20 protein-coding genes are annotated in these 23,783 nt (G+C 74.3%); all 20 read left to right on the forward strand.

What is annotated here, in order from left to right:
• The first annotated feature begins 14 nt into the window (after positions 1-14).
• The 20 genes from ACRYM6_RS03495 (at position 15) to ACRYM6_RS03590 (ending at position 23,598) form a co-directional block, all read left to right on the forward strand.
• Positions 15-1,913 carry a peptidoglycan D,D-transpeptidase FtsI family protein gene (locus tag ACRYM6_RS03495; RefSeq protein WP_432541182.1) on the forward strand — a complete coding sequence of 633 codons (1,899 nt, stop codon included), beginning with the start codon at positions 15-17 and terminating at the stop codon, positions 1,911-1,913.
• A 90-nt stretch (positions 1,914-2,003) separates the two neighbouring features.
• Positions 2,004-3,554, forward strand: a complete 1,551-nt coding sequence (locus ACRYM6_RS03500) for a UDP-N-acetylmuramoyl-L-alanyl-D-glutamate--2,6-diaminopimelate ligase (protein ID WP_432541238.1) — start codon at positions 2,004-2,006, stop codon at positions 3,552-3,554.
• Entirely contained in the window at positions 3,551-4,960 is a 1,410-nt protein-coding gene (locus ACRYM6_RS03505) for a UDP-N-acetylmuramoyl-tripeptide--D-alanyl-D-alanine ligase (protein WP_432541183.1), read from the forward strand. The genes ACRYM6_RS03500 and ACRYM6_RS03505 overlap by 4 nt, the downstream gene beginning before the upstream one ends.
• Positions 4,957-6,048, forward strand: a complete 1,092-nt coding sequence (gene mraY / locus ACRYM6_RS03510) for a phospho-N-acetylmuramoyl-pentapeptide-transferase (protein ID WP_432541185.1) — start codon at positions 4,957-4,959, stop codon at positions 6,046-6,048. Before ACRYM6_RS03505 ends, mraY begins: the two co-directional genes overlap by 4 nt.
• The gene (gene murD / locus ACRYM6_RS03515) at positions 6,045-7,610 is read left to right on the forward strand and encodes a UDP-N-acetylmuramoyl-L-alanine--D-glutamate ligase (RefSeq protein WP_432541186.1); all 1,566 of its coding nucleotides are present in this window, start codon (positions 6,045-6,047) and stop codon (positions 7,608-7,610) included. Before mraY ends, murD begins: the two co-directional genes overlap by 4 nt.
• Position 7,611: 1 nt before the next feature.
• Positions 7,612-8,934 carry a putative lipid II flippase FtsW gene (gene ftsW, locus ACRYM6_RS03520; protein WP_432541188.1) on the forward strand — a complete coding sequence of 441 codons (1,323 nt, stop codon included), beginning with the start codon at positions 7,612-7,614 and terminating at the stop codon, positions 8,932-8,934.
• Positions 8,931-10,019: an undecaprenyldiphospho-muramoylpentapeptide beta-N-acetylglucosaminyltransferase gene (gene murG, locus ACRYM6_RS03525; protein ID WP_432541190.1), complete on the forward strand. Its 1,089-nt coding sequence runs from the start codon at positions 8,931-8,933 to the stop codon at positions 10,017-10,019. The genes ftsW and murG overlap by 4 nt, the downstream gene beginning before the upstream one ends.
• A complete protein-coding gene (murC, locus tag ACRYM6_RS03530) occupies positions 10,016-11,407 on the forward strand; it encodes a UDP-N-acetylmuramate--L-alanine ligase (RefSeq protein ID WP_432541191.1) in 1,392 nt (463 codons plus the stop codon). The genes murG and murC overlap by 4 nt, the downstream gene beginning before the upstream one ends.
• A 62-nt stretch (positions 11,408-11,469) precedes the next feature.
• On the forward strand, positions 11,470-12,372 hold the full coding sequence (locus ACRYM6_RS03535) for a cell division protein FtsQ/DivIB (RefSeq protein WP_432541192.1): 903 nt from the start codon (positions 11,470-11,472) through the stop codon (positions 12,370-12,372).
• Positions 12,373-12,644: 272 nt separating this feature from the next.
• Positions 12,645-14,045: a cell division protein FtsZ gene (ftsZ, locus tag ACRYM6_RS03540; RefSeq protein WP_432541194.1), complete on the forward strand. Its 1,401-nt coding sequence runs from the start codon at positions 12,645-12,647 to the stop codon at positions 14,043-14,045.
• Between the two features lie 19 nt (positions 14,046-14,064).
• Positions 14,065-14,790 carry a peptidoglycan editing factor PgeF gene (gene pgeF, locus ACRYM6_RS03545; RefSeq protein ID WP_432541195.1) on the forward strand — a complete coding sequence of 242 codons (726 nt, stop codon included), beginning with the start codon at positions 14,065-14,067 and terminating at the stop codon, positions 14,788-14,790.
• Complete coding sequence (locus ACRYM6_RS03550) at positions 14,787-15,500, forward strand: YggS family pyridoxal phosphate-dependent enzyme (RefSeq protein ID WP_432541196.1); 714 nt, start codon at positions 14,787-14,789, stop codon at positions 15,498-15,500. Before pgeF ends, ACRYM6_RS03550 begins: the two co-directional genes overlap by 4 nt.
• A 72-nt stretch (positions 15,501-15,572) precedes the next feature.
• Complete coding sequence (locus ACRYM6_RS03555) at positions 15,573-16,151, forward strand: cell division protein SepF (protein ID WP_432541198.1); 579 nt, start codon at positions 15,573-15,575, stop codon at positions 16,149-16,151.
• 30 nt (positions 16,152-16,181) lie between these two features.
• Entirely contained in the window at positions 16,182-16,481 is a 300-nt protein-coding gene (locus tag ACRYM6_RS03560) for a YggT family protein (RefSeq protein WP_432541200.1), read from the forward strand.
• Between the two features lie 110 nt (positions 16,482-16,591).
• The gene (locus ACRYM6_RS03565) at positions 16,592-17,248 is read left to right on the forward strand and encodes a DivIVA domain-containing protein (RefSeq protein WP_432541202.1); all 657 of its coding nucleotides are present in this window, start codon (positions 16,592-16,594) and stop codon (positions 17,246-17,248) included.
• Positions 17,249-17,449: 201 nt separating this feature from the next.
• Positions 17,450-17,932, forward strand: coding sequence for a TraR/DksA family transcriptional regulator (locus ACRYM6_RS03570; protein WP_432541204.1), 483 nt, complete (start codon positions 17,450-17,452; stop codon positions 17,930-17,932).
• Between the two features lie 85 nt (positions 17,933-18,017).
• Positions 18,018-18,563, forward strand: coding sequence for a signal peptidase II (gene lspA / locus ACRYM6_RS03575; protein ID WP_432541205.1), 546 nt, complete (start codon positions 18,018-18,020; stop codon positions 18,561-18,563).
• The gene (locus ACRYM6_RS03580; protein ID WP_432541206.1) at positions 18,556-19,479 is read left to right on the forward strand and encodes an RluA family pseudouridine synthase; all 924 of its coding nucleotides are present in this window, start codon (positions 18,556-18,558) and stop codon (positions 19,477-19,479) included. Before lspA ends, ACRYM6_RS03580 begins: the two co-directional genes overlap by 8 nt.
• 100 nt (positions 19,480-19,579) lie before the next feature.
• Positions 19,580-23,125: a DNA polymerase III subunit alpha gene (gene dnaE, locus ACRYM6_RS03585; protein ID WP_432541208.1), complete on the forward strand. Its 3,546-nt coding sequence runs from the start codon at positions 19,580-19,582 to the stop codon at positions 23,123-23,125.
• Complete coding sequence (locus ACRYM6_RS03590; RefSeq protein WP_432541209.1) at positions 23,113-23,598, forward strand: hypothetical protein; 486 nt, start codon at positions 23,113-23,115, stop codon at positions 23,596-23,598. Before dnaE ends, ACRYM6_RS03590 begins: the two co-directional genes overlap by 13 nt.
• The last annotated feature ends 185 nt before the right edge of the window (positions 23,599-23,783 follow it).

Raw genomic sequence — 23,783 nt, forward strand, 5'->3', positions numbered from 1 at the left:
CGAGAGGTCACCGCGTGTCCCGTCCCCGTCGCTCCGGCGCGTCCCGTCCCGACGCCCCGCGCCCGGACATGCGGATGCGGGTCTACACCCTGGGCGTGCTGGGCGGGCTGACCGTGCTCGGCGGCCGCCTGGTCCAGCTCCAGGGCGCCGACGCCTCGCAACTGGCGAACGACGCGCTGAAGCAGCGGACCTCGAAGACGACGCTGTACGCCAAGCGCGGCGACATCCTCGACTCCTCGGGGGTCGTGCTGGCGACCTCGGTGGAACGGCGCGACGTCATCGCCGACCCGCGGACCATCGCCGGGTTCAACCTGCGCAACGGCAAGCCGTACGAGGAGGGACGCGGCACCGGCCCGGAGGGGGCGGCCGCGCTCCTGGCCCCGGTCCTGGGCATCGACCTCGCGACGCTGACGGCGAAGCTGACGGGCACCAACCGGTACGCGGTCGTCGCGATGGGCATCACCCCGCAGCTGTGGCAGCAGGTCTCCGACCTCGGGATCAGCGGCATCACCTCCCGGCGCCAGACCCAGCGCATCTACCCGACCGGCTCCGCGTCCTCGACCCTGGTCGGGGTCCTGGGCACCCCCGAGGAGACCGAGGGCGGCGAGTTCACCGACCGCCCCCTGTCGGGTCTGGAGATGGCGCGCAACTCCCTGCTGGTCGGCACCGACGGCTGGATGCGCTACGAGCGCAGCGCCGGCGGTCAGGAGATCCCGCTGGGCGACAGCGAGATCACCGAACCGGTCGACGGCACCTCGCTGCACCTGACGATCGACTCGGACCTGCAGTGGAAGGCGCAGAGCGCCATCGCGGCCAAGGTCGCCGAGACCGGTGCCGAGTCCGGCACCGTCGTCATCATGGACAAGCAGCAGCGGCTGCTCGCCCTGGCCAGCGCGCCGAGCCTGGACCCCGCGAACCTCGTCGGCTTCACCAACGACCAGCTGCAGAACACCGCGCTGACCAAGGTCTTCGAACCCGGGTCGACCGCGAAGGTCGTCACCCTGGCCGCGGCCCTGGAGGAGGGCGTCGTCACGGCGGACAGCCGGTTCACCGTCCCCGGGGAACTCGTCAAGTACGACAAGGCGTTCCACGACTCCCACGAGCACGGCGACGAGAAGCTCACCCTGGCCGGCATCCTCGCCGTCTCCAGCAACATCGGGACGATCCTGGCCGGGGAGAAGCTGGACGCCGACCTCAAGACGACGTCGAGGATCCTGCACGACTACCACCTGGCGTTCGGGTTCGGCGCCAAGACGACCCTGAAGTTCCCCGGCGAGAGCGGCGGCATCCTGGGCGACCCCGCGAAGTACTCCGGGACCCAGCGGTACACCGTCATGTTCGGCCAGGGCCTGTCGGTGACGGCCGTGCAGGCGGCCTCGGTGTTCGCGACCATCGCCAACGACGGCGTGCGCGTCGAGCCCACGCTCATCGCCGGGACCTCCGACCCGAACGGGAACTACCGGGCCGAACCGGGCGGGCAGACCTCCCGCGTGGTCAGCGCGGCGACCGCGAAGACGTTGCGGGACATGATGCAGTCCGTCGTCAGCGAAGCCGGCACGGCGGCCGCGGCCGAGATCCCCGGGTACCTGGTGGCCGGCAAGACGGGCACCGCCAACCGGTACGACGTCGACCTCGGCCGGTACGACGGGTACACCGCGTCCTTCATCGGCCTGGCTCCGGCCGACGACCCCGAACTCGTCGTCGCGGTGATCCTGCAGGACCCCAAGACGAACTACTACGGCGGCTCGGCGGCCGGCCCGGTGTTCAAGGACGTCATGACGTACGCGCTGGCGCGGCGCGGGATCGCCCCCTCCGCCGAACCCCCCGCGGACCTGCCCCTGACGTGGGGCGGCGACGAGGCGGCCGAGCAGAGCATCAGCACCGGTGCGGTCGGCGACACGGTGGGGCAGTGAGTCCGGCACGATGAGCGACACCACAACGGTGCGACACGGGGCGACCGGTGCGGGCCGGGCGTCCGGGACGGGTAGCCTCCCACCGTGCCGATGACCGACGGGGAACGACCCACCCTCGGGGACCTGGCCCAGGTCCTCGGCACCCCCCTCCCCGGTGCGTCGACCGCCCACCCCTCCACGACGGTCACCGGGGTCACCCTGGACTCCCGCCGCGTCCAGCCCGGTGACCTCTACGCGGCGCTGCCGGGCGCCAACGTCCACGGCGCGCGGTTCAGCGCGCAGGCCGCGGCCTCCGGCGCGGTGGCCGTGCTCACCGACCCCGCCGGGCAGCCCGACGCCGCCGCCACCGGACTGCCCGTCCTCGTGGTCGACGACCCCCGCGCCGTGCTGGGCGACCTGGCCGCCCGCGTCCACGGCCACCCCGGGCGGGCGCTGCGGACCGTCGGCGTCACCGGGACGAACGGCAAGACGACCACCGCCTACCTGGTCGAGTCGCTGCTGCGCGCCGCCGGCTGGACCACGGGACTGCTCGGCACGATCGAGACCCGCGTCGCCGGCGAGCGGATCAGCAGCGTCCGGACCACCCCCGAGGCCCCCGACCTGCACGCGCTGCTGGCGCGGATGGTCGCCGCGGGCGTGCGCGGGTGCGCGCTGGAGGTGTCCTCGCACGCCCTGGCCCTGCACCGGGTCGACGGGCTCGTCGTCGACGTCGCCGCGTTCACCAACCTGTCCCAGGACCACCTGGACTTCCACGGGTCCATGCAGGGGTACTTCGAGGCCAAGGCCGCCCTGTTCACCCCCGCGCACGCCCGGCGGGGGATCGTCTGGGTCGACCCCGCCGACCCCGACCGCTGGGGTGAACGGCTCGCCGCCCGCGCCACCGTGCCCGTCGCCACCGTCGGCCCCGAGGGGGACTGGCGGGTGCGGGACGTGCGCACCGGCCGGGCCCACAGCACGTTCCGGCTGACCGGGGGCGGACCGGGCCGCGAGGTCGACCTGCAGCTGCGCTGCCCGCTGCCGGGGGAGTTCAACGTCGCCAACGCCGCGCTCGCGGTCGTCGCCGCCCTCGAGCTCGGTCTCGACCCCGGGCTGCTGCCCGGCGCGCTGGCCGCGGCCGAGGGCGTCCCCGGCCGCATGCAGCCCGTGGAGCGCGAGGGGGCGCCGCTCGTCGTCGTCGACTACGCGCACACCCCCGACGCCCTCGACCGCGTGCTGCGCACGCTGCGGGCGGGCACCCCGGGCCGGCTGGTGGCCGTCTTCGGCGCCGGCGGGGACCGGGACCGCGGCAAGCGCCCGCTCATGGGGGCCGCCGTCGCCGCGGCCGCCGACGTCGCCGTCGTCACCGACGACAACCCGCGCTCGGAGGACCCCGCCGCCGTCCGCGCCGCCGTCCTGTCCGGGGCCCGGTCGGTGACCGGCGCTCCGGCCGAGGTCGTCGAGGTGCCCGACCGGCGCGCCGCGGTCGCCGCGGCCCTGGCCCGCTGCACCGGCCCGCAGGACACCGTCCTGCTCGCCGGCAAGGGTCACGAGCGGGGCCAGGAGACCGCCGGGACGGTCGCCCCGTTCGACGACCGCGAGGTCGCAGCCCGAGAACTCGAGGAATGGCTCGCGGTGCACGCCGCGCGAGGAGGTACGCAGTGATCGCGCTGACCGCGGCCGAGGTCGCGGAACTGGCCGGGGGCGAGGTCCGCAGCGGACCGCCCACGGCCCGGACGCAGGGACCGGTGGTCATCGACTCCCGCGCCGCCGCACCGGGTTCGCTGTTCGTGGCCCTGCCGGGGGAACGGGTCGACGGGGCCGAGTACGCCGCGGCCGCGGTGAGCGCCGGGGCGACCGTCGTCCTGGCCCAGCGCGTCGTCGACCTGCCCGAGGGGGCCGCCCTGGTGCTCGTCGAGGACGGCGTCGCCGCCCTCGGCCGGCTCGCCGCGGCGGTCCTCGACCGGCTGCGCCGGGACGGTGCCGGCCCGCTGGTGGTCGGGGTCACCGGCTCGCAGGGCAAGACCACGACCAAGGACCTGCTGGCCCAGGTGCTGCCCGGCCCGGTCGTCGCCCCGCGGGGCAGCTTCAACAACGAGATCGGCGCCCCCCTGACGGTGCTGCGCGCCGACGGCACGACCCGCTCCCTCGTCGTGGAGATGGGGGCCCGCGGCATCGGGCACATCGCGCAGCTGTGCGCCGTGGCCCGCCCCGACGTCGGGGTCGAGCTCGTCGTCGGCGCCGCCCACGCCGGGGAGTTCGGCTCCCTGGAGGCCACCGCGCAGGCCAAGGGCGAACTCGTCGAGGCCCTGCGCCCGGACGGGCTCGCGGTGCTCAACGCCGACGACGACCGCGTCGCCGCCATGGCCTCCCGCACCGCGGCACGGGTCCTGACCTTCGGCCGCAGCCCGCACGCCGACGTCCGCGCCGACGACGTCGCGCTCGACGAGCAGGCCCGCGCCCGGTTCGTCCTGCGGTCCGGGACCGAGGCCGCCGAGGTCCGGCTGCGCCTGCACGGGGAGCACCAGGTGACGAACGCGCTCGCCGCCGCCGCCGTCGCCGTCGGCACCGGGACCCCGCTGGCCGACGTCGCGCGGGCGCTGTCGCGGGCCGAGGTCACCAGCCCCGGCCGCATGCAGGTCGTCGAGCGCGCCGACGGCGTGACGGTCGTCCACGACGCCTACAACGCCAACCCCGACTCGATGCGGGCGGCGCTGAAGGCCCTCGTGCAGATGGCCGGGTCCCGCCGGACGTGGGCGGTGCTGGGGGAGATGCTCGAGCTGGGCCCCGCCTCCCGCGACGAGCACGACGTCGTGGGCCGCACGGTGGTCCGGCTCGACGTCGACCAGCTCCTCGTCGTCGGCGCCGGCGCGCGCCCCGTCTACACCGGCGCGGTGATGGAGGGCTCCTGGGGCGAGGAGGCCGCGTTCGCCGAGGACGTCGACGCGGCCCTGGAGTTCCTCCGGGACCGGCTCGAACCCGGGGACGTGGTCCTCGTGAAGTCGTCCAACGGGGCGGGCCTGGCCCGGCTCGCCCAGACCCTGATCAGTGCGGAGGCGTCGGAGAAGTGAGGACCGTCCTCATCGCGGGAGCGTTCTCGCTCGTCGTCGCCCTCTTCGGGACACCGCTCTACATCCGGTGGCTCGTGCACCGGAAGTACGGCCAGTTCGTCCGCGACGACGGGCCGACGACCCACCACACCAAGCGCGGCACCCCCACCATGGGCGGTGTCGTCATCATCCTGGCCGCGCTGCTGGCGTACGGCGCGGCGCACCTGTTCACCGGCCGGGCCCCGACCGCGTCCGGGCTGCTCGTCCTCGGGCTCATGACGGGGCTGGGGGTCGTCGGCTTCCTCGACGACTTCCTGAAGATCTCCAAGCAGCGCAGCCTGGGCCTGACCGCCCGGGCCAAGCTCATCGGCCAGGGGGTCGTCGGCATCGCGTTCGCCGTGCTGGCCCTGCAGTTCCCCGCCGACGACAAGGGCGGCGCGACCCCGGCGTCCACGCACATCTCGGTGCTGCGCGACACCCCGCTCGACCTCGCCTGGTTCGGCGCGATCGGCGGCACGATCGCCTTCGTCGTCTGGGTGCTGCTCATCACCTCGGCCGTCAGCAACGGCGTGAACCTCACCGACGGCCTCGACGGGCTCGCCACGGGGGCCACGACGATGGTCCTGGCCGCCTACGTCCTCATCTGCACGTTCCAGTCGAACCAGAGCTGCTACACCCTCGCCGAGGTCGAGGCCCGCTGCTACGAGGTGCGCGACCCCCGCGACCTCGCCGTCGTGGCGGCCGCCGTCATGGGGGCCTGCTTCGGGTTCCTGTGGTGGAACGCCAGCCCCGCGAAGATCTTCATGGGCGACACGGGCTCCCTGGCCCTCGGCGGGGCGCTGGCCGGGCTGGCCATCCTGTCGCGCACCCAGATCCTGCTGGTCATCCTCGGCGGGCTGTTCGTCATCATCACGCTGTCGGTCATCCTGCAGGTCGGCGGGTTCAAGCTCACCGGCAAGCGCCTGTTCCGGATGGCCCCGCTGCAGCACCACTTCGAGCTGGCCGGCTGGGGCGAGGTCACGATCGTCATCCGGTTCTGGATCGTCGCCGGGCTGTTCGTCTCCCTCGGCCTGGGCATCTTCTACGCGCAGTGGGTGACGGGCGCGTGACCGTCTTCGAGTCCTGGCTCGGCAACCCCAACCCGCGCGCCGACGACACCGACCGCGTCCGGGAGCTGCGGCACGCCACCTCGCGGTGGGCCGGGCTGCGCACCCTGGTCACCGGCATCGGCCTGTCCGGCTTCGCCGCGGCCGACGCCCTCCTGGAGGCCGGCGCCGAGGTCGTCGTCGTCGACGCCGCGACGGGGGAGGCGCAGCGCGAGAAGGCGCAGCTGCTGGAGGTCCTCGGCGCGCGCGTCCACCTCGGCCCCGGGCACGTGACCGCCCCGCCGGAGCCGTGGGACGCCTTCGACCTCGTCGTCACCTCCCCGGGCTGGCACCCCGACGCCCCGCTGCTCGTCTCCGCCGCCCTGGCGGGGGTCCCGGTGTGGGGCGACGTGGAACTGGCCTGGCGCCTGCGGCCCGAGACCGGCGCGGCGCCGTGGCTGACGCTGACGGGCACCAACGGCAAGACGACCGTCGTGGAGATGCTCGCCTCCATGCTGCGGGCCGCGGGCCTGCGCGCGACCAGCGCGGGGAACGTCGGCACGCCCCTGGTGGAGGCGCTGCGCCACCCCGCCGGGTACGAGGTCCTCGCCGTGGAGCTGTCCAGCTACCAGCTGCACTGGCTCTCGACCGACCTGGAGAGCTCCGTGCGCCCCCGGGCCGCGGCCGTCCTGAACATCGCCCCCGACCACCTGGACTGGCACGGCTCGGAGCGGGCCTACGCCCTGGCCAAGGGCCGGATCTACCAGAACACCGAGATCGCCTGCGTGTACAACGTCGCCGACCCGCGCACCGAGGACCTGGTGCGCGAGGCGGACGTGGTGGAGGGCGCCCGCGCGATCGGGTTCACCCGCGCCGCGCCGCGGCTCTCGATGCTCGGCCTGGTCGAGGACGTCCTGTGCGACCGCGCCTTCGTCGAACAGCGACAGTCCCACGCCGCGGAGCTGTGCTCGCTGCGGGACCTGCGGCCCGAGGGCTCGGACGACCCGGTGGCCCCGCACACCGTCGAGAACGTGCTGGCCGCCGCGGCGCTGGCCCGCGCGCACGGCGTCCCGCAGGTCGCGGTCCGCGACGGCGTCCTGGCCTTCCGCCCCGCCCCGCACCGGGTCGCGACCGTGCTGGACCCGCGGCGCTCGGCCGGGGTGCGGTACGTGGACGACTCCAAGGCCACCAACGCCCACGCCGCGAACGCCTCCCTGTCGGCGTTCGAGCACGTCGTCTGGGTCGCCGGCGGCGACGCCAAGGGCGCCGCGTTCGACGACCTCGTGAGCGCCCACGCGGGCCGGCTGCGGGCCGCGGTGCTCATCGGCCGCGACCGCGACCTGGTGGCGCAGGCGCTGCGGCGACACGCCCCCGAGGTCCCCGTGGTCCTGGTCGACCTCCCGCAGGATGGGTCCGTGAGCGAGCTGATGGACTCCGTCGTGGCGCGCGCCGCCGAGCACGCGCGCGCGGGGGACGCGGTGCTGCTGGCCCCGGCCTGCGCCTCGTGGGACCAGTTCCGCTCCTACGGGCACCGCGGCGACGAGTTCGCCGCCGCCGTCACCCGACGGTTCGCCGCGGGGGCCTGAGGTGGCCGTCGAGGGGACCCGCCAGCGCGTCCCGGGCTGGGTGGACCGCTCCCGCCGGCCGCAGTGGCTGGGTGCCACGGGGGACTGGGTCCGCGAGCGCACCCGCCTGCTGGACTCGCCGCTGGCGACCCACCACGTGCTGCTGGCCACCACGTCCGTGCTCGTCGTCATCGGGCTGGTCATGGTGCTGTCCAGCTCCAGCGTCGAGTCGCTCACCGCGAACGGGTCCCCCTACGCCATCTTCCGCAGCCAGGCGATGTTCGCCGTGCTCGGCGGCGTCGTCCTCGTCGTGGCCAGCCGCGTCCCGGCGCGGGCCTGGCAGCGGCTGGCGATCCCGGCGCTGCTCGGCTCGGCGCTGCTGCAGCTGCTGGTGTTCGTGCCGGGGATCGGCAAGGAGGTCGGCGGCAACCGCAACTGGATCCAGCTCGGGGGGCTGCAGGGGCAGCCGTCCGAGGCGGCCAAGGTGGCGCTGATCCTGGCCCTGTCCCTCGCCCTGACGCGGCGGCGGGACTGCCTGGGCGAACCGCTGAAGCTGGCCGGGGCGATGGCCCTGCCCGTGGGCCTCACCGTCGGCCTGGTGCTGCTGTCCCGCGACCTCGGGACCGCGCTGATCATGATCGCCGTGGTGGTGGTGATGCTGTGGGTCGCCGGCATCCCCGGCCGGTGGTTCGCGCTGGCCGGCGCCGGCGCCCTGGTGCTCGTCACGCTGCTCGTGGTGACGAGCGAGAACCGGATGAACCGCGTGCAGGACTGGCTCTCCGGTGCCGCGACGACCTCCGCGCAGATCCAGGGGCTGCAGTGGCAGCCCGTCCAGGGCAAGTACGCCCTGGCCTCCGGGGGGTTCTGGGGCCTGGGCCTGGGGGCCAGCCGGGAGAAGTGGTCGTGGCTGCCGGAGGCCCACAACGACTTCATCTTCGCCATCATCGGCGAGGAGCTCGGGCTGCCCGGGACGCTGACGATCCTCGTCCTGTTCGCCGTCCTGGCCCTGATGGTCCTGCGGCTGGTGCGGCGCTCGGAGAGCTTCTACGCCAAGCTCGTCGTCGCGGGCATCGGCGCGTGGATCCTCGGCCAGGCGGTCCTGAACATGGGTGTCGTGCTGAGCCTGCTGCCGGTCATCGGGGTCCCGCTGCCGCTCATCTCCCACGGCGGTTCCGCCCTGCTCCTGACGATGCTGGGCATCGGCATCCTGCTGTCCTTCGCCCGCGCCGAACCGGGCGCGCCCGAGGCGATCCGGGCCCGCGAGTCCGTGGTCGCCCGCTCCCTGGCCGTCCTCCCGCAGCGGGGGCGCTCCACCCGCACACGCACGACGAAGGGTCAGCGGTGAACGTCCTGCTCGCCGGCGGCGGCTCGACGGGGCACGTCGCCCCGTTGCTGGCCACCGCCGACCTCCTGCGCCGCCGCGACCCGGCGGCGGGGGTCCTCGTCCTGGGCACCGCCGAGGGGCTGGAAGCGCGCCTGGTGCCCCAGCGCGGGTACGACCTGGCCGTGGTGCCGCGGGTGCCGCTGCCGCGCAAGCCGTCGGGCGACCTGCTGCGGCTGCCCGGCCGGCTGCGCGCCGCCGTCGCCGGGGCGGCGCGGGCCCTGCGCGACGTGCGCGCCGACGTCGTCGTGGGCTACGGCGGCTACGTCGCCGTCCCCGCCTACCTCGCCGCCCGCCGCGCCGGGGTCCCGATCGTGGTGCACGAGCAGAACGCGCTGCCCGGGATCGCCAACCGCCTCGGGGCCCGGTGGGCCCGCAGCACCGCGGTCACCTTCCCCGGCACCCCCTTGCCGCACGCCGTCCACACCGGCATGCCGCTGCGCGCGGAGGTCGTCGCCCTGGCCGCGGCGACCGACCGGGACGCCCGGCGCCGCACCGCCCGCGCCGACCTCGGGCTCGACCCGGACGCCCCGACGCTGCTCGTCACCGGCGGCTCGCTGGGGGCTCAGCGCATCAACGACGTCCTCGGCGCCTGCGCGCAGGAGCTGACCGCGGCCGGGGTCCAGGTCCTGCACGCCTGCGGCCGGGGCAAGTCCGTCCCCCTCGCCGGCGACGTCGACCCCTCCCGGTACGTCGTGCGCGAGTACCTCGACGGGATGGACACCGCCTACGCCGCCGCCGACCTGGTGCTCGGGCGCAGCGGGGCCGGGACCGTCAGCGAGCTCACCGCCCTCGGCCTGCCCGGGGTGTACGTCCCGCTGCCCATCGGCAACGGCGAGCAGCGGCGCAACGCCGAGTCGGTCGTCGCGGCCGGCGGCGGGCTGCTGGTCGCCGACGCCGACCTCGACGTCGCGTTCGTGCGCTCGCGCGTGCTGCCGCTGCTGACCGACCCCGCCGCCCTGGCCGCCACCGCGCGCGCCGCGGCGGGGTTCGGGGTGCACGACGGGGCCGAGCGCCTCGTCGACCTCGTCGAGGCGGCGGCCCGGTGAGCGCGCTCGCGACCCTGGGCCGGGTCCACCTGCTGGGCCTCGGCGGCGTCGGGGTCTCCGGGGTGGCCCGTCTGCTCGCCGCCCGGGGCGTGACCGTCTCGGGCACCGACTCCGTCGACTCGCCCACGCTGGGGCGGCTCGGCGAGCTCGGCATCCGCACCTTCGTCGGGCACGACCCGGCGAACCTCGGCGACCTCGGGCCCGGGGACACCCTCGTGGTCAGCTCGGCCGTGCGCGCCGCGAACCCCGAGCTCGTCGCGGCCCGCGAGCGGGGGCTGCGCGTGCTGCACCGGTCCCAGGCCCTCGCCGCCCTGATGGCGGGCCGGCGGGGGGTCGCCGTGGCCGGCACGCACGGCAAGACGACGACCACCTCGATGCTGGCCGTGGCGCTCGTCGCCGCCGGTCTCGACCCCTCGTACGCGATCGGCGGGGAGCTGACCGGCGGCAGCGACGGGGGAGCGCGGCACGGGTCGGGGCCCTTCGTCGCCGAGGCCGACGAGTCCGACGGTTCCTTCCGCGAGTACGAGCCCGTCGTCGACGTCGTCACCAACGTCGAGCCCGACCACCTCGACCACTACGGCACCGCGCAGGCCTACGCCGCCGCGTTCGAGGAGTTCCTGGCCCGGCTGCAGCCGGGCGGGCTGCTCGTGGCGTGCGCCGACGACCCGGGGTCGGCGGCCCTGGCGCGCACGGCCCGCGAGCGGGGCGTCCGCGTCCGCACCTACGGCACCTCCGCGACCGCCGACGTCCGGCTGACCGACGTGCGGCTGGGCACCGCGCCGAGCGCGGTCCTGACCGACGACGGGGTCGCGCGAGAGCTGCGGCTCCGCGTCCCCGGCGAGCACAACCTGCGGAACGCGGCGGCGGCCTACTGCGCCGCCGTGGAGCTCGGGGCCGGCCCCGCCGCGGTGCTGGAGGGGCTGGCCGGGTTCGGCGGGGCCCGGCGCCGCTTCGAGCTGAAGGGCGAGGCCGCCGGGGTGCGCGTCGTCGACGACTACTCCCACCACCCCACCGAGGTCGAGGCGCTGCTGCGCGCGGCCCGGCCGGTCGCCGGCGACGGCCGCGTCGTCGTCGTGTTCCAGCCGCACCTGGTCAGCCGGACCCGCACTTTCGCGGCCGAGTTCGGCCGGGCGCTGGGACTGGCCGACGAGGTGGTCGTCCTCGACGTCTACGTGGCCCGCGAGGACCCCGACCCCCAGGTCACCGGGGCGCTGGTGGCCGACGCGGTCCCGCTCCCGCCGGGGCACGTGCGGTTCGTCCCCGGGCTCGAGGCGGCGACCGGGGTGCTCGCCGACCTGGTCCGCCCCGGGGACCTGCTGCTGACGGTGGGGGCCGGGGACGTCACGGCCCTGGGTCCGCGGGTCCTCGACGCGCTGGCGGCCCGCTGATGGCCTCGCGCCCGACGCGGCCGCGGCAGCCCCCGGCGGCCCCGCCCGAGCCGGAGCCGAAGGTGGCGGGCACCCCGCAGCGCCGCCGCGCGCTGCGGGCCGCGGGCACGTCCACGACGGTGTCCCGGGCTTCCTCGCCGGCCGCCCCCTCGCCGCGCCCGCGACCGGCGCCGCGCCGGGCCGCGGCCCCGCGCACCGCCCCGCCGGCCGCCGCGCGGTCGCGGGCGCGCGCGGGGGAGGACGTGGCCGACCTGGCCGGTGCGCGCGAGGCGCGCCGGTGGCGGCCGGGTCGGCGGGCGCTGGGCGCCCTGGGGGGCCTGCTCGTCCTGGCCGTCGCCGCCGGCTGGCTGCTGCTGGCCTCGCCGTGGCTGCGGGTGGAGACGATCCGCACGACCGGTCTGGAGCGCACCGACCCGGCTGCGGTGGCCTCGATCCTGGACCGGGCCCGCGGGAGCGCGCTGGCGGGGGTGAGCACCCGTTCGCTCAGCCGCGAGGTCGAGGACCTGCCGCTGGTCGAGCGGGTCGACGTCACCCGCTCCTGGCCCTCGACCCTCGTGGTCGCGGTGCACGAGCGCCAGGCCGTCGCGGCGGTCCCCTCGACCTCGGGGGGCGTGGACCTCGTCGACGGCGAGGGCAACGTCCTCGTCCACGAGGCGAGCGCCCCGGCCGGTGTGCCGACCCTCGACGTGGACGTCGCCGCCGCGGGCAGCGACGCGCTGACGACGGCGATCGCGGTGAACGCGACGTTGTCGAACGAGCTGCGCAGCCGGGTGTCGTCGATCTCCGCGACGGGTCCGGACGCCGTGACGCTGCACGTCGAGGGCGGTCCGGAGGTGTTCTGGGGCGACGACGGCCGCCCCGAGCGCAAGAGCGAGGTGCTGCTGCGCCTGCTGGCGGAGGACGCGGTGGCGGGGGCGCGGAGCGTGGACGTGTCCGCTCCCGACGCCCCGGCCGTCACCCCCTGACGCGCGGGTCCGCGAACGTCCGGGGTGCGGGGAGCCGGCTCTGTCCGGCAACTGCGCGTCACCTTCTGTTCACTCCGAGCGATTTGAGGGCTGGATCACCCGTCTGCTCGGGGTGTTGTCGCGACACGCCGCACGATCGGTTGCAGTCGGGCCGCTTCGCTCCCTACGGTCACGCCCAGAAGAAGATGACATAACGTTGACCCTCTACCTGAGGGTCAGGGTTGGCTCCATCGAACAGACAGATCAGGCGAAAGAGGCGAGAGGCAACCACCGTGGCAGCTCCGCAGAACTACCTAGCGGTCATCAAGGTCGTCGGCGTCGGCGGCGGTGGTGTGAACGCGGTCAACCGGATGATCGAGGTCGGCCTCAAGGGCGTCGAGTTCATCGCCGTCAACACCGATGCGCAGGCCCTCCTGATGTCGGACGCCGACGTCAAGCTCGACGTCGGCCGCGAGCTCACCCGCGGGCTCGGCGCCGGCGCGGACCCCGAGGTCGGCCGCAAGGCCGCCGAGGACCACGCCGAGGAGATCGAGGAGGTGCTCAAGGGCGCCGACATGGTCTTCGTCACCGCCGGCGAGGGCGGTGGCACCGGCACCGGCGGCGCCCCCGTCGTGGCGCGCATCGCCCGCTCCCTGGGCGCCCTGACCATCGGCGTCGTGACCCGCCCGTTCGTCTTCGAGGGCCGTCGCCGGGCCAACTCGGCCGAGAGCGGCATCGCCGAGCTGCGCGACGAGGTGGACACCCTCATCGTCATCCCCAACGACCGGCTGCTGTCGATCTCCGACAAGCAGGTCAGCATCCTCGACGCCTTCAAGTCGGCCGACCAGGTCCTGCTCTCCGGGGTCCAGGGCATCACCGACCTCATCACCACGCCCGGCCTGATCAACCTCGACTTCGCCGACGTGAAGTCGGTCATGCAGGGCGCCGGTTCGGCCCTCATGGGCATCGGCTCGGCCCGCGGTGACGACCGGGCCATCCACGCCGCGGAGTCCGCGGTCAACTCCCCGCTGCTCGAGGCGAGCATCGACGGCGCCCACGGCGTCCTGCTGTCCATCCAGGGCGGCTCCGACCTCGGCCTGTACGAGATCAACGAGGCGGCGCGGCTGGTCCAGGAGGCGGCCCACCCGGAGGCGAACATCATCTTCGGGACGGTCATCGACGACGCCCTGGGCGACGAGGTCCGCGTGACCGTCATCGCCGCGGGCTTCGACGCGGGCACCCCCAAGTCGCGTCGCGACGAGCGCGCCCTCGGCCAGGTCTCCGGCCGCCCGGTCCCGGCCAGCGCGGTGCCGCCGCGCGCCACCCGCCCGGCCGCGACGCCCGAGCCGGCGCACACCCCGGCCCCGCAGCCGCAGTACACCCAGGCGCAGCCGCAGCAGCCGGCGTACACCCCGCCGCAGCCCGCCCAGCCGGCCCCGCAGCCGCAGTACGCGCAGCCGCAGTACGCCCAGCAGCAGTACGCCCAGCAGCAGACCCCGCCGCCGGCCGCGCAGCACCGCTCGCCCGAGCCGCAGCAGCAGTACGCCCAGCAGGCGCCCCAGGTCGTGCCGACGCCCGACCCCGTCCAGGTGCCGCGCATCATCGAGCTGCCGCAGGACAACGCCGCCGTCCGCCGTCCCGGGCGCGTGCGCCCGGAGGAGGACGACCTGGACGTGCCCGACTTCCTCAAGTGAGGGCCGCGGTCCGCACGAGGTGAGCACGACGACCGTCCCGCTGCTGGACGCCGGCCTGCCGGCCGGCGTCCGCGGCGGGTTCACCACCCGGGCCGGCGGGACGAGCCGCGCCCCCTTCACCGGGCTCAACCTCGGCGACCACGTCGGGGACGACCCCGGGGTGGTCCGCGCGCACCGGGAGGCCCTGCGCCGCAGCCTGCCCGCCGACGCGCTCGTCGTGCCGCAGCAGGTGCACGGCGCCGACGTCGTCGAGGTCGTGAGCCCGCCCGCCGGGCCGCCGCGGGCCGACGCCCTGTTCACCCGGGTCCCCGGCATCGCCCTGGCCGTCGTCGTGGCCGACTGCGTGCCGGTGCTGGTCGTCGACGCCGCGGCCGGTGTGGTCGGGGTCGCCCACGCGGGCCGTCCCGGCCTGGTCGCCGGCGTCGTCCCCGCCCTGGTCCGGTCGATGCGCGCCGTGGGCGCCACCCGCCCCGTCGCGGTCCTGGGACCCTCCATCTGCGGCGGCTGCTACGAGGTGCCGCAGCGGATGGCCGACGACGTCGCCGCCGTCGAGCCCGCCGCCCGGGCCCGGACGCGCCGCGGCACCCCCGCCGTCGACGTCCCCGCCGGCGTCCTGGCCCAGCTGCGCGCGGCGCAGGTGCCGGTCACCCGCGTCGAGCGCTGCACGGCCGAGCACGAGGACCTGTTCTCGTACCGGCGCGACGGCTCCACCGGCCGCTCCGCCGGGGTGGTGGTGCTGGCGTGAGCCGCGAGCACGAGCTGTCCACGGCGCTGGCCGCGACCCGCGAGCGCGTCGCGCGCGCGGCGCGGGCCGCCGGTCGCGACCCCGCCGAGCTGACCCTCGTCGTGGTGACCAAGTTCTTCCCCGCCTCCGACGTGCGGGCCCTGGCCGGGCTCGGCGTGCGCGACGTGGGCGAGAACCGGGACCAGGAGGCCGGCGCGAAGGCCGCCGAGCTGTCCGACCTGCCGGACCTGCACTGGCACTTCGTCGGCCAGCTGCAGACCAACAAGGTGCGCTCGGTCGTCCGCTACGCGCGCGCGGTGCACTCGGTCGACCGCGCCCGCCTGGCGCAGGCCCTGGGGCGGGCCGCGGAGCAGGCCGGTCGCGACGTCGGCTGCTTCGTCCAGGTGGACCTGGCCCCCGCCCTCGGGCTGGAGCCGGACGCCGCGCGCGCGGGCGCCGCGGGGGAGGACGTCCTGCGGGTGGCCGACGCCGTCGCCGCGCACCCGGGCCTGCGGCTGCGCGGCCTGATGGCCGTCGCGCCCCGCGGGGTCGACCCCGCGCGGGCCTTCGCCGAGCTCGCACGCACCGCCGAGCGGGTGCGGCGGGTCCACCCCGGTGCGCGCGAGCTGTCGGCGGGGATGAGCGGGGACCTCGAGCAGGCCGTCGCGGCGGGTGCGACACACCTGCGTGTCGGCAGTGCGATCCTGGGATCTCGGCCCGGCGCGCGGTAGCGTCCCCGCATCGGTCCCCGTCCCCGGGAGACCGGCCGACGACACGACGAGCACGATCCCGAGGAGCCTGCGATGGCCGGCGCGCTGCGCAATGCGATGGTCTACCTCGGCCTCGCGGAGGACGACCGCTACGCCGAGGACGGTGAGGTCGAGCAGACCCGCCCGCGGCCCGAGGCCGCCCACCAGGTGCGGCACGAGCCCCGGGAGCAGCCGCGTCCCGAACCGCGCCTGGAGGTGCGGCACGAGCCCCGCCCCGAGCCGGCGGGCGAGCGGCGCACTCCCCCCACCACGACGGCCCAGGTGACCCCGATCAGGAAGCAGGTGGCCCACGTGGTCCCCCAGACCTCCAGCTCGTCGTCGGCGGCGTCCGAGCTCCACCGGATCACCACGATCCACCCGCGCACCTACAACGAGGCGAAGATCATCGGTGAGTCGTTCCGCGAGGGCGTCCCGGTCATCATGAACCTCACGGACATGGACGACTCCGACGCCAAGCGGCTCGTCGACTTCTCCGCCGGCCTGGTCTTCGGCCTGCACGGGGCGATCGAGCGCGTGACCGCCAAGGTCTTCCTCCTCTCGCCCCAAAACGTCGAGGTGGCGACGCAGGAGGAGGAGCGTCCGGTCGAGCGGACCTTCTTCAACCAGTCCTGACCACGCTCGGTCATCAGGCAGGATGAAGCAGTGGCCGTTGTCTTCAGCATCCTCGAGTTCGTCGTCCTGCTCTTCTTCATCTGCCTCATCGGCCGGCTGATCCTCGACTGGGTGCAGGCCCTATCGCGGGAGTGGCGCCCGCGGGGGGCCGTGCTCGTCGGCGCCGAGGCCGTCTACACCGTGACGGACCCGCCGTTGAAGGTCCTGCGCAAGGTGCTGCCGCCCCTGCGGCTGGGCGCGGTGCAGCTGGACCTGGCCTTCCTGGTGCTCGCGATCCTGTGCTCGATCCTCATGCCGACGTTCGACGGGCTGTCGAAGAGCTACGCCTGACCGCACCGCCCCGGGGGGTGCGGACGATCACGTCCGCTACCGTGAGGTCCGGACCGCTGCCCGACCGGGCGGCTCCGGCCACGACCAGCCCGTCAGCAGAGGTGTTGAAGATGCCGCTCACCCCCGAAGACGTCGTCGAGAAGCGTTTCAACCCCACGCGGGTGCGTGAGGGTTACGCCCAGGACGAGGTCGACGACTTCCTCGACGAGGTCGTCGCGGAGCTGCGCCGCCTCAACGGGGAGAACGCCGAGCTGCGCGGTCAGCTCAGCCAGTGCCAGGCCCGGGTCGCGGAGCTGACGCGCGCCGGGGCCCAGCCGGTCGAGGCGGAGGCTCCGGAGGTGCAGGAGGCGCCCGACGTGCAGGTCGTGGCCGAGCCCGAGCCCGCGCCCGAGCCCCCGCGACCGGTCGCGGCCGAGGCCGGGCCGGCGCCCGCCGCGACGGACGACGCGGCCGCCCGGGCGGCCGGCGTGATCGCGCTGGCCCAGCGGCTGCACGACGAGTACGTGCGCGAGGGCGAGGCGCAGCGCGACGCGCTCGTCCTGGCCGCCCAGGAGGAGGCCGAGCGCGTGGTGGCCGACGCCGAGGTCCGCCGGGACCGCGCGCTGGGGGAGCTGGAGAGCCGCAGGGGTGCCCTGGAGGACGTGATCCAGCAGCTGCACAGCCGGGAGACGACGTACCGCGAGCAGCTGGAGCAGTTCATCGCGACCCAGCTCGAGGACCTGCGCCGCGTCGCGCGGGTCGTGCCCGACGACGCCGTGAGCCGCTGACGCCCCACCGGTCCCCTCGACAGCCGCCACCCCCTCCGGGGGTGGCGGCTGTCGGCGTCCCGGGGGTGTCCGCCCCTCTCCGGGACCCCCGGACAGCCGAGCAGAGACAACTTTCTGTTTCCGGTTGCTCACACAGGGTGATTGTCCCTACTGTCTCCCCACGCGGCAGCACAGCCGCGCACGACGAGAGGGGGGACCACGATGCACGGAGTGTCCGCGGGGACGCCGGCGACGGCGCGGGCTGCGGCCGGGCCGGGCGTCACCGGGCGCGCCGCGCGCGCCGCGGCGGTGCGCGAGCTGCCGGTCAAGGACAGCGAGGAGGCCTGGACTCCCGACGAGCTCGCCGAGGTCCGGTCCGAGCTCATGGCCGAGGTCGACCGCCTCACCCGTCAGCTCGACGACGCCACCTCGTCCTTCTCGGCCCTGGTCCGCTCCAGCGCCGAGGGTGCCGGCGACGACCAGGTCGACCACGGCGCCACCACGGCCGGTCGCGAGCACGAGATGACCATCGTCAACAACGCCCGCGACCTGCTCGAGCAGACCCAGCGGGCGCTGGTGCGCATGTCCTCGGGCGCCTACGGCGTCTGCGAGGCGTGCGGCGGCGCGGTCGGCAAGGCCCGCCTGCAGGCCTTCCCGCGCGTGACTCTCTGCATGCCCTGCAAGTCCCGCGGCGAACGCCGCTGACCCCGTCCGCGGTGGTCGTGGCCCGGTCCGCCGGTCTGCGATCACCGCGGGGGCGACGGGCCGGTCGTGGGAGACTGGGCCCGCCATGAGCAAAGCCGAGAACGTCCCCCAGCGCCCCCGACGCGCCCTGTGGACCGTGGTGGTGTGGGCCGTCGTGTACGCGCTCGACCAGATCACCAAGGTCCTGGCCGTCGCGAACCTCGAACCGGCGACGGCCGAGCCGTTCCTCGGCGACTTCCTGCAGTTCTACCTGATCCGCAACCCCGGGGCCGCGTTCAGCTTCGCGACCGGTGCCACCTGGGTCTTCACCGTCCTCGCCGCCGCGGTCGTCGTCGTGGTGGTCCGCATGTCCCGCAGGCTGCGCAGCCTGCCGTGGGCCCTGGCGTTCGGGTTCCTGCTGGCCGGCGCCACCGGCAACCTCACCGACCGGCTGCTGCGCGAGCCCGGGTTCGCCCGCGGGCACGTCGTCGACTTCCTCATGCTGCCGAACTGGCCGATCTTCAACGTCGCCGACTCCAGCATCTGCGTGGCGGCGGTGTTCATCGCCGTCCTGGCCCTGCGCGGCGTCGGCCTCGACGGCGTGCGCGAGCGCGACCGCGCCGTGGCCCGGAGCGAGGCCGACGGTGCCTGAGCTGCGCAGCCTGCCCGTCCCCGACGGCCTCGAGGGCGAACGCGTCGACGCGGCGCTGTCCCGCCTGCTGGGCCTGTCCCGCACGCGGATCGCCGAGCTCACCGCGGACGGCCGGGTCGTGGTCGACGGCCGGGCCGTCGGCAAGTCCGACCGCCTGCGGGCGGGGTCCTGGCTGGAGGTCGAGGTCCCCGACCCGCCCGCCGCGCCGCAGGTCGTCGCCGAGACGGTCGAGGGCCTGACGATCGTGCACGACGACGACGACCTCGTCGTCGTCGACAAGCCCGTCGGGGTCGCGGCGCACCCGAGCCCGGGGTGGACCGGCCCGACCGTCGTGGGCGGCCTGGCCGGGGCCGGCTACCGGATCGCGACGTCGGGGTCGGCCGAGCGGCAGGGGGTCGTGCACCGCCTCGACGTCGGCACGTCGGGCCTCATGGTCGTCGCCAAGAGCGAGCACGCCTACTCCGCGCTCAAGCACGCCTTCAAGGAGCGCACGGTCGAGAAGGTCTACCACGCGCTGGTCCAGGGGCACCCGGACCCGCTGCGCGGCACGATCGACGCCCCCATCGGGCGGCACCCGGGCAGCGCCTGGAAGTTCGCCGTCACCGCCGAGGGCAAGCCCAGCGTCACGCACTACGAGGTCGTGGAGGCCTTCCGCGCGGCCGCGCTGGCCGAGGTCCACCTCGAGACCGGGCGGACCCACCAGATCCGCGTGCACTTCTCGGCGCTGAAGCACCCCTGCGTGGGGGACCTGACCTACGGGGCGGACCCGACCCTCGCGGCCCGCCTGGGGGTCTCGCGGCAGTGGCTGCACGCCGTCCGGCTGGGCTTCGAGCACCCCGGGACGGGGCAGCCGGTGGAGTTCACCAGCTCGTACCCGGCGGACCTGGCCACGGCGCTGGAGCGGCTCCAGGACTGACCCGGCAGCGTGTGTCGGGGCGAGGACGTGTCCGCCCGGGCGCCTACCATCGACACGCACGTCCGAACACCCTGCTCGACCTTCTGGAGGCGCTCCACCCATGGCTTCTGCGGACTCGTTCGTCCACCTGCACGTCCACACCGAGTACTCGATGCTCGACGGTGCGGCCAAGGTGGACGACCTCTTCCGCACCGCCGCGGAGATGGGCATGCCGGCCGTCGCGACGACCGACCACGGGTTCGTCTTCGGCGCCTACGACTTCTGGAAGACGGCCAAGAAGCACGGCGTGAAGCCGATCATCGGCGTCGAGGCGTACCTGACGCCGGGCACGGCCCGCCAGGACAAGACGCGCGTGAAGTGGGGCGACCCCAACGGCCGCTCCGGCGACGACGTGTCCGGCGCGGGGTCGTACACGCACATGACGATGCTCGCCCGCGACACCCGGGGCATGCACAACCTGTTCAAGATGAGCAGCCTGGCGAGCCTGGAGGGCTTCCTCTACAAGCCCCGCATGGACCGCGAGCTGCTCTCGCAGTACGCCGACGGCCTCATCGCCACGACGGGCTGCCCCTCGGGGGAGGTCCAGACGCGGCTGCGGCTGGGCCAGTACGACGAGGCCCGGCAGGCCGCGGCGGACTACCGCGACATCTTCGGGGCGGAGAACTTCTACGTCGAGCTCATGGACCACGGCCTCGACATCGAGCGCCGCGTCCAGGACGACCTGCTGAAGCTGGCCAAGGACCTCGACATCCCGCTGGTCGCGACCAACGACCTGCACTACACCCACGCCGAGGACGCCCGCGCCCACGAGGCCCTGCTGTGCGTGCAGTCCGGCTCGACGCTGGCCGACCCCAAGCGCTTCAAGTTCGACTCGACCGACTTCTACCTCAAGAGCCCGGCCGAGATGCGCCACCTGTGGCGCGACCACCCCGAGGCGTGCGACAACACGCTGCTCATCGCCGAGCGCTGCGAGGTGGAGTTCACCGAGTCGACCGGCGCGTACATGCCGCGCTTCCCCTGCCCCGAGGGGGAGAACGAGGAGAGCTGGTTCGTCAAGGAGGTGTGGTCGGGCCTGAACTACCGCTACGACGGCGCCATCCCCGACGACGTCCGCAAGCAGGCCGACTACGAGATCGAGGTCATCACCTCCAAGGGGTACGCCGGGTACTTCCTCGTCGTCGCCGACTTCATCAACTGGTCCAAGGAGAACGGCATCCGCGTGGGCCCGGGCCGCGGTTCGGGCGCGGGGTCGATGGCGGCCTACGCCATGAAGATCACCGACCTGGACCCGCTGCGGCACGGCCTGTTCTTCGAGCGGTTCCTCAACCCCGAGCGCATGTCGATGCCCGACTTCGACGTCGACTTCGACGAGCGCCGCCGCGGTGAGGTCATCCAGTACGTCGTGGAGAAGTACGGGACCGACCGCGTCGCGCAGATCGTCACGTACGGGACGATCAAGGCCAAGCAGGCCGTGAAGGACTCCTCGCGCGTCCTGGGGTTCCCGTTCTCGATGGGCGACCGGATCACCAAGGCGATGCCGCCGGCCGTCATGGGCAAGGACATCCCGCTGTCGGGGATCTTCGACCCGAACCACAAGCGGTACTCCGAGGCGGGGGAGTTCCGCGAGCTGTACAAGTCCGACCCCGAGGTCGTGAAGGTCGTCGACACCGCCCGCGGCCTGGAGGGCCTGAAGCGGCAGTGGGGCGTGCACGCCGCCGGCGTCATCATGTCGTCCGACCCGCTGATCGACCTCATCCCGATCATGAAGCGGGAAGCCGACGGGGCGATCATCACGCAGTTCGACTACCCGACGTGCGAGACGCTCGGGCTGGTCAAGATGGACTTCCTCGGCCTGCGCAACCTCACCATCCTCGACGACGCCCTGAAGAACGTCGTCGCCAACGGCAAGGAACCGGTCGACCTCGAGAAGCTCGACCTCGACGACAAGGCGACGTTCGACCTGCTCGGCCGGGGCGACACCCTGGGCGTCTTCCAGTTCGACGGCGGCCCGATGCGGTCGCTGCTGCGCCTCATGCGCCCCGACAACTTCGAGGACATCTCGGCCGTCGGCGCGCTGTACCGGCCCGGGCCGATGGGCGCCGGGTCGCACACGGCGTACGCGCGGCGCAAGAACGGCCAGGAACCGATCACGCCGATCCACCCCGAGCTGGAGGAACCCCTCAAGGACATCCTCGGCACGACCTACGGCCTGATCGTGTACCAGGAGCAGGTCATGTCGATCGCGCAGAAGGTCGCCGGGTACTCCCTGGGGTCCGCGGACCTGCTGCGCCGGGCGATGGGCAAGAAGAAGCGCGAGGTCCTCGACGCCGAGTACGTCGGCTTCGAGAAGGGGATGCTGGACAACGGGTTCAGCAAGGAGTGCGTCAAGGCGCTGTGGGACATCCTCGTCCCGTTCTCCGACTACGCGTTCAACAAGGCGCACTCGGCGGCGTACGGCCTGGTCTCCTACTGGACGGGCTACCTCAAGGCGAACTACCCGGCCGAGTACATGGCCGCGGTGCTGACCAGCGTGCGCGACGACAAGGACAAGTCGGCGCTGTACCTCAACGAGTGCCGCCGCATGGGGATCAAGGTCCTGCCGCCGGACGTCAACGAGTCGAGCGCGAACTTCACGGCCGTGGGCTCCGACATCCGCTTCGGCCTGACCGCGATCCGCAACGTCGGCGCCAACGTCGTCGACGCGATCGTCGCGGCCCGGCAGGAGAAGTCCCGCTACGAGTCGTTCCAGGACTTCCTCACCAAGGTCCCGGCCGTGGTGTGCAACAAGCGGACCATCGAGTCGCTCATCAAGGCCGGGGCGTTCGACTCCCTCGGCCACCGGCGCCGGGCCCTGGTGGCCAAGCACGAGGACGCCGTGGACGCGGTCGTGGACGTCAAGCGCAACGAGGCGATCGGGCAGTTCGACCTGTTCGCGGGTCTGGGCGGTGGTGACGACGGTGACGGGGTGGGCGGCTTCGAGGTCGTCATCCCCGACCTGCCGGAGTGGGAGAAGTCCGAGCTGCTGGCCCACGAGCGGCAGATGCTGGGCCTGTACGTCTCCGACCACCCGCTGTTCGGGCTGGAGCGGCTCCTGCAGAACGCCTCCGACGTCGGGATCTCGACGTTGCTGGAGGACGAGTCCCGTCCCGACGGCTCGCAGATCACCATCGCGGGCATGATCACGGGGTTGCAGCGCAAGACGACGAAGCAGGGCAACTACTGGGCCATCGTCACCGTCGAGGACCTCGCGGGCGCGATCGAGTGCCTGTTCTTCCCCCAGGCCTACGCGGACGTCGCCCAGCTGCTGGCCGAGGACCTCGTCGTCGTGGTCAAGGGCCGGCTGAACCGGCGCGACGAGGTGCCCACGATCTACGCCTCGGGGCTGACGGTCCCGGACATCTCCTCCACCGACGGGGTGCCGGTGACGGTGACCCTGCCGACCGCGCGCTGCACCACCCAGGTCGTCGAGCAGCTGAAGACGGTGCTGGAGACGCACCGGGGCGGCACCGAGGTGCGGTTGCGGCTGACGAGGAACGGGTCGGGCGGGGGCACGCTGATGCGCCTGGACGACTCGCTGCGGGTCACGCCGAGCCCGGCGCTGTTCGGCGACCTCAAGCAGCTGCTCGGCCCCGCGTGCCTGGTGTGACCGCCGCGCCGGCCCCCGCCCCGGCGGGGCGTCGGCTGGGGGTGGTCCTGCTGTTCGGGCAGGCGCTGGCGGGTCTGGCGGTCGGGGTCGTGTGGTGGGCGCTCACCCGGCACCCGGCGCCGTGGGTGGTGGGGGAGCCGGTCGTGACCTCCGGCGCCGTCTACCCGATCGCCCGCGACGGCGTCTTCAGCGTCCTGACCGGGCTGGTGGGCCTGGCCGCGGCGGTGGTCGTGGTGACGCGCGGCCGGCAGCGGCCGGTGCTGGCCCTGGGGACGGCGCTGGCCGGGGCGCTGGCCTCGGCGCTGCTGGCCCTGGGCGTGGGGGGTGCGCTGCCGCCGTCGGACGCGACGGACGTGGCCCACGTCACGGTCCACGCCGGGATCGTCCTGCTCGTGCAGCCGTTCGTGGTCGCCGCGGCTGTGGCTCTGGTCACACTCGTCGACGCGCTGTGGCACTGGGCCCGGACGGGGTGACCCGGACCTGAGGGAGAACGCCTGCGGCGTTTCTCACTCGTTCGGGCCAGCGACGGCCCGAAGCCCCCTGAATCCTCACTCTGCGTGATGCCGATCACGGGATCGCCCGGCATCCCGGTGAGGCCGGTCACGGACCGTGGAATCGGGGTCGACAACCGGAACAATGGATGCGTGAATGCGGACGG

The sequence above is a fragment of the Kineococcus rugosus genome (genome assembly GCF_050871975.1).
GTDB lineage: Bacteria > Actinomycetota > Actinomycetes > Actinomycetales > Kineococcaceae > Kineococcus.

Bases quoted from the DNA above. Each gene is read 5' to 3' on its own strand.
- ACRYM6_RS03500 (WP_432541238.1), top strand. From the start codon at position 2,004: ATGACCGACGGGGAACGACCCACCCTCGGGGACCTGGCCCAGGTCCTC.
- ACRYM6_RS03555 (WP_432541198.1), top strand. From the start codon at position 15,573: ATGGCCGGCGCGCTGCGCAATGCGATGGTCTACCTCGGCCTCGCGGAG.
- ACRYM6_RS03565 (WP_432541202.1), top strand. From the start codon at position 16,592: ATGCCGCTCACCCCCGAAGACGTCGTCGAGAAGCGTTTCAACCCCACG.
- ACRYM6_RS03570 (WP_432541204.1), top strand. From the start codon at position 17,450: ATGCACGGAGTGTCCGCGGGGACGCCGGCGACGGCGCGGGCTGCGGCC.
- lspA (WP_432541205.1), top strand. From the start codon at position 18,018: ATGAGCAAAGCCGAGAACGTCCCCCAGCGCCCCCGACGCGCCCTGTGG.
- dnaE (WP_432541208.1), top strand. From the start codon at position 19,580: ATGGCTTCTGCGGACTCGTTCGTCCACCTGCACGTCCACACCGAGTAC.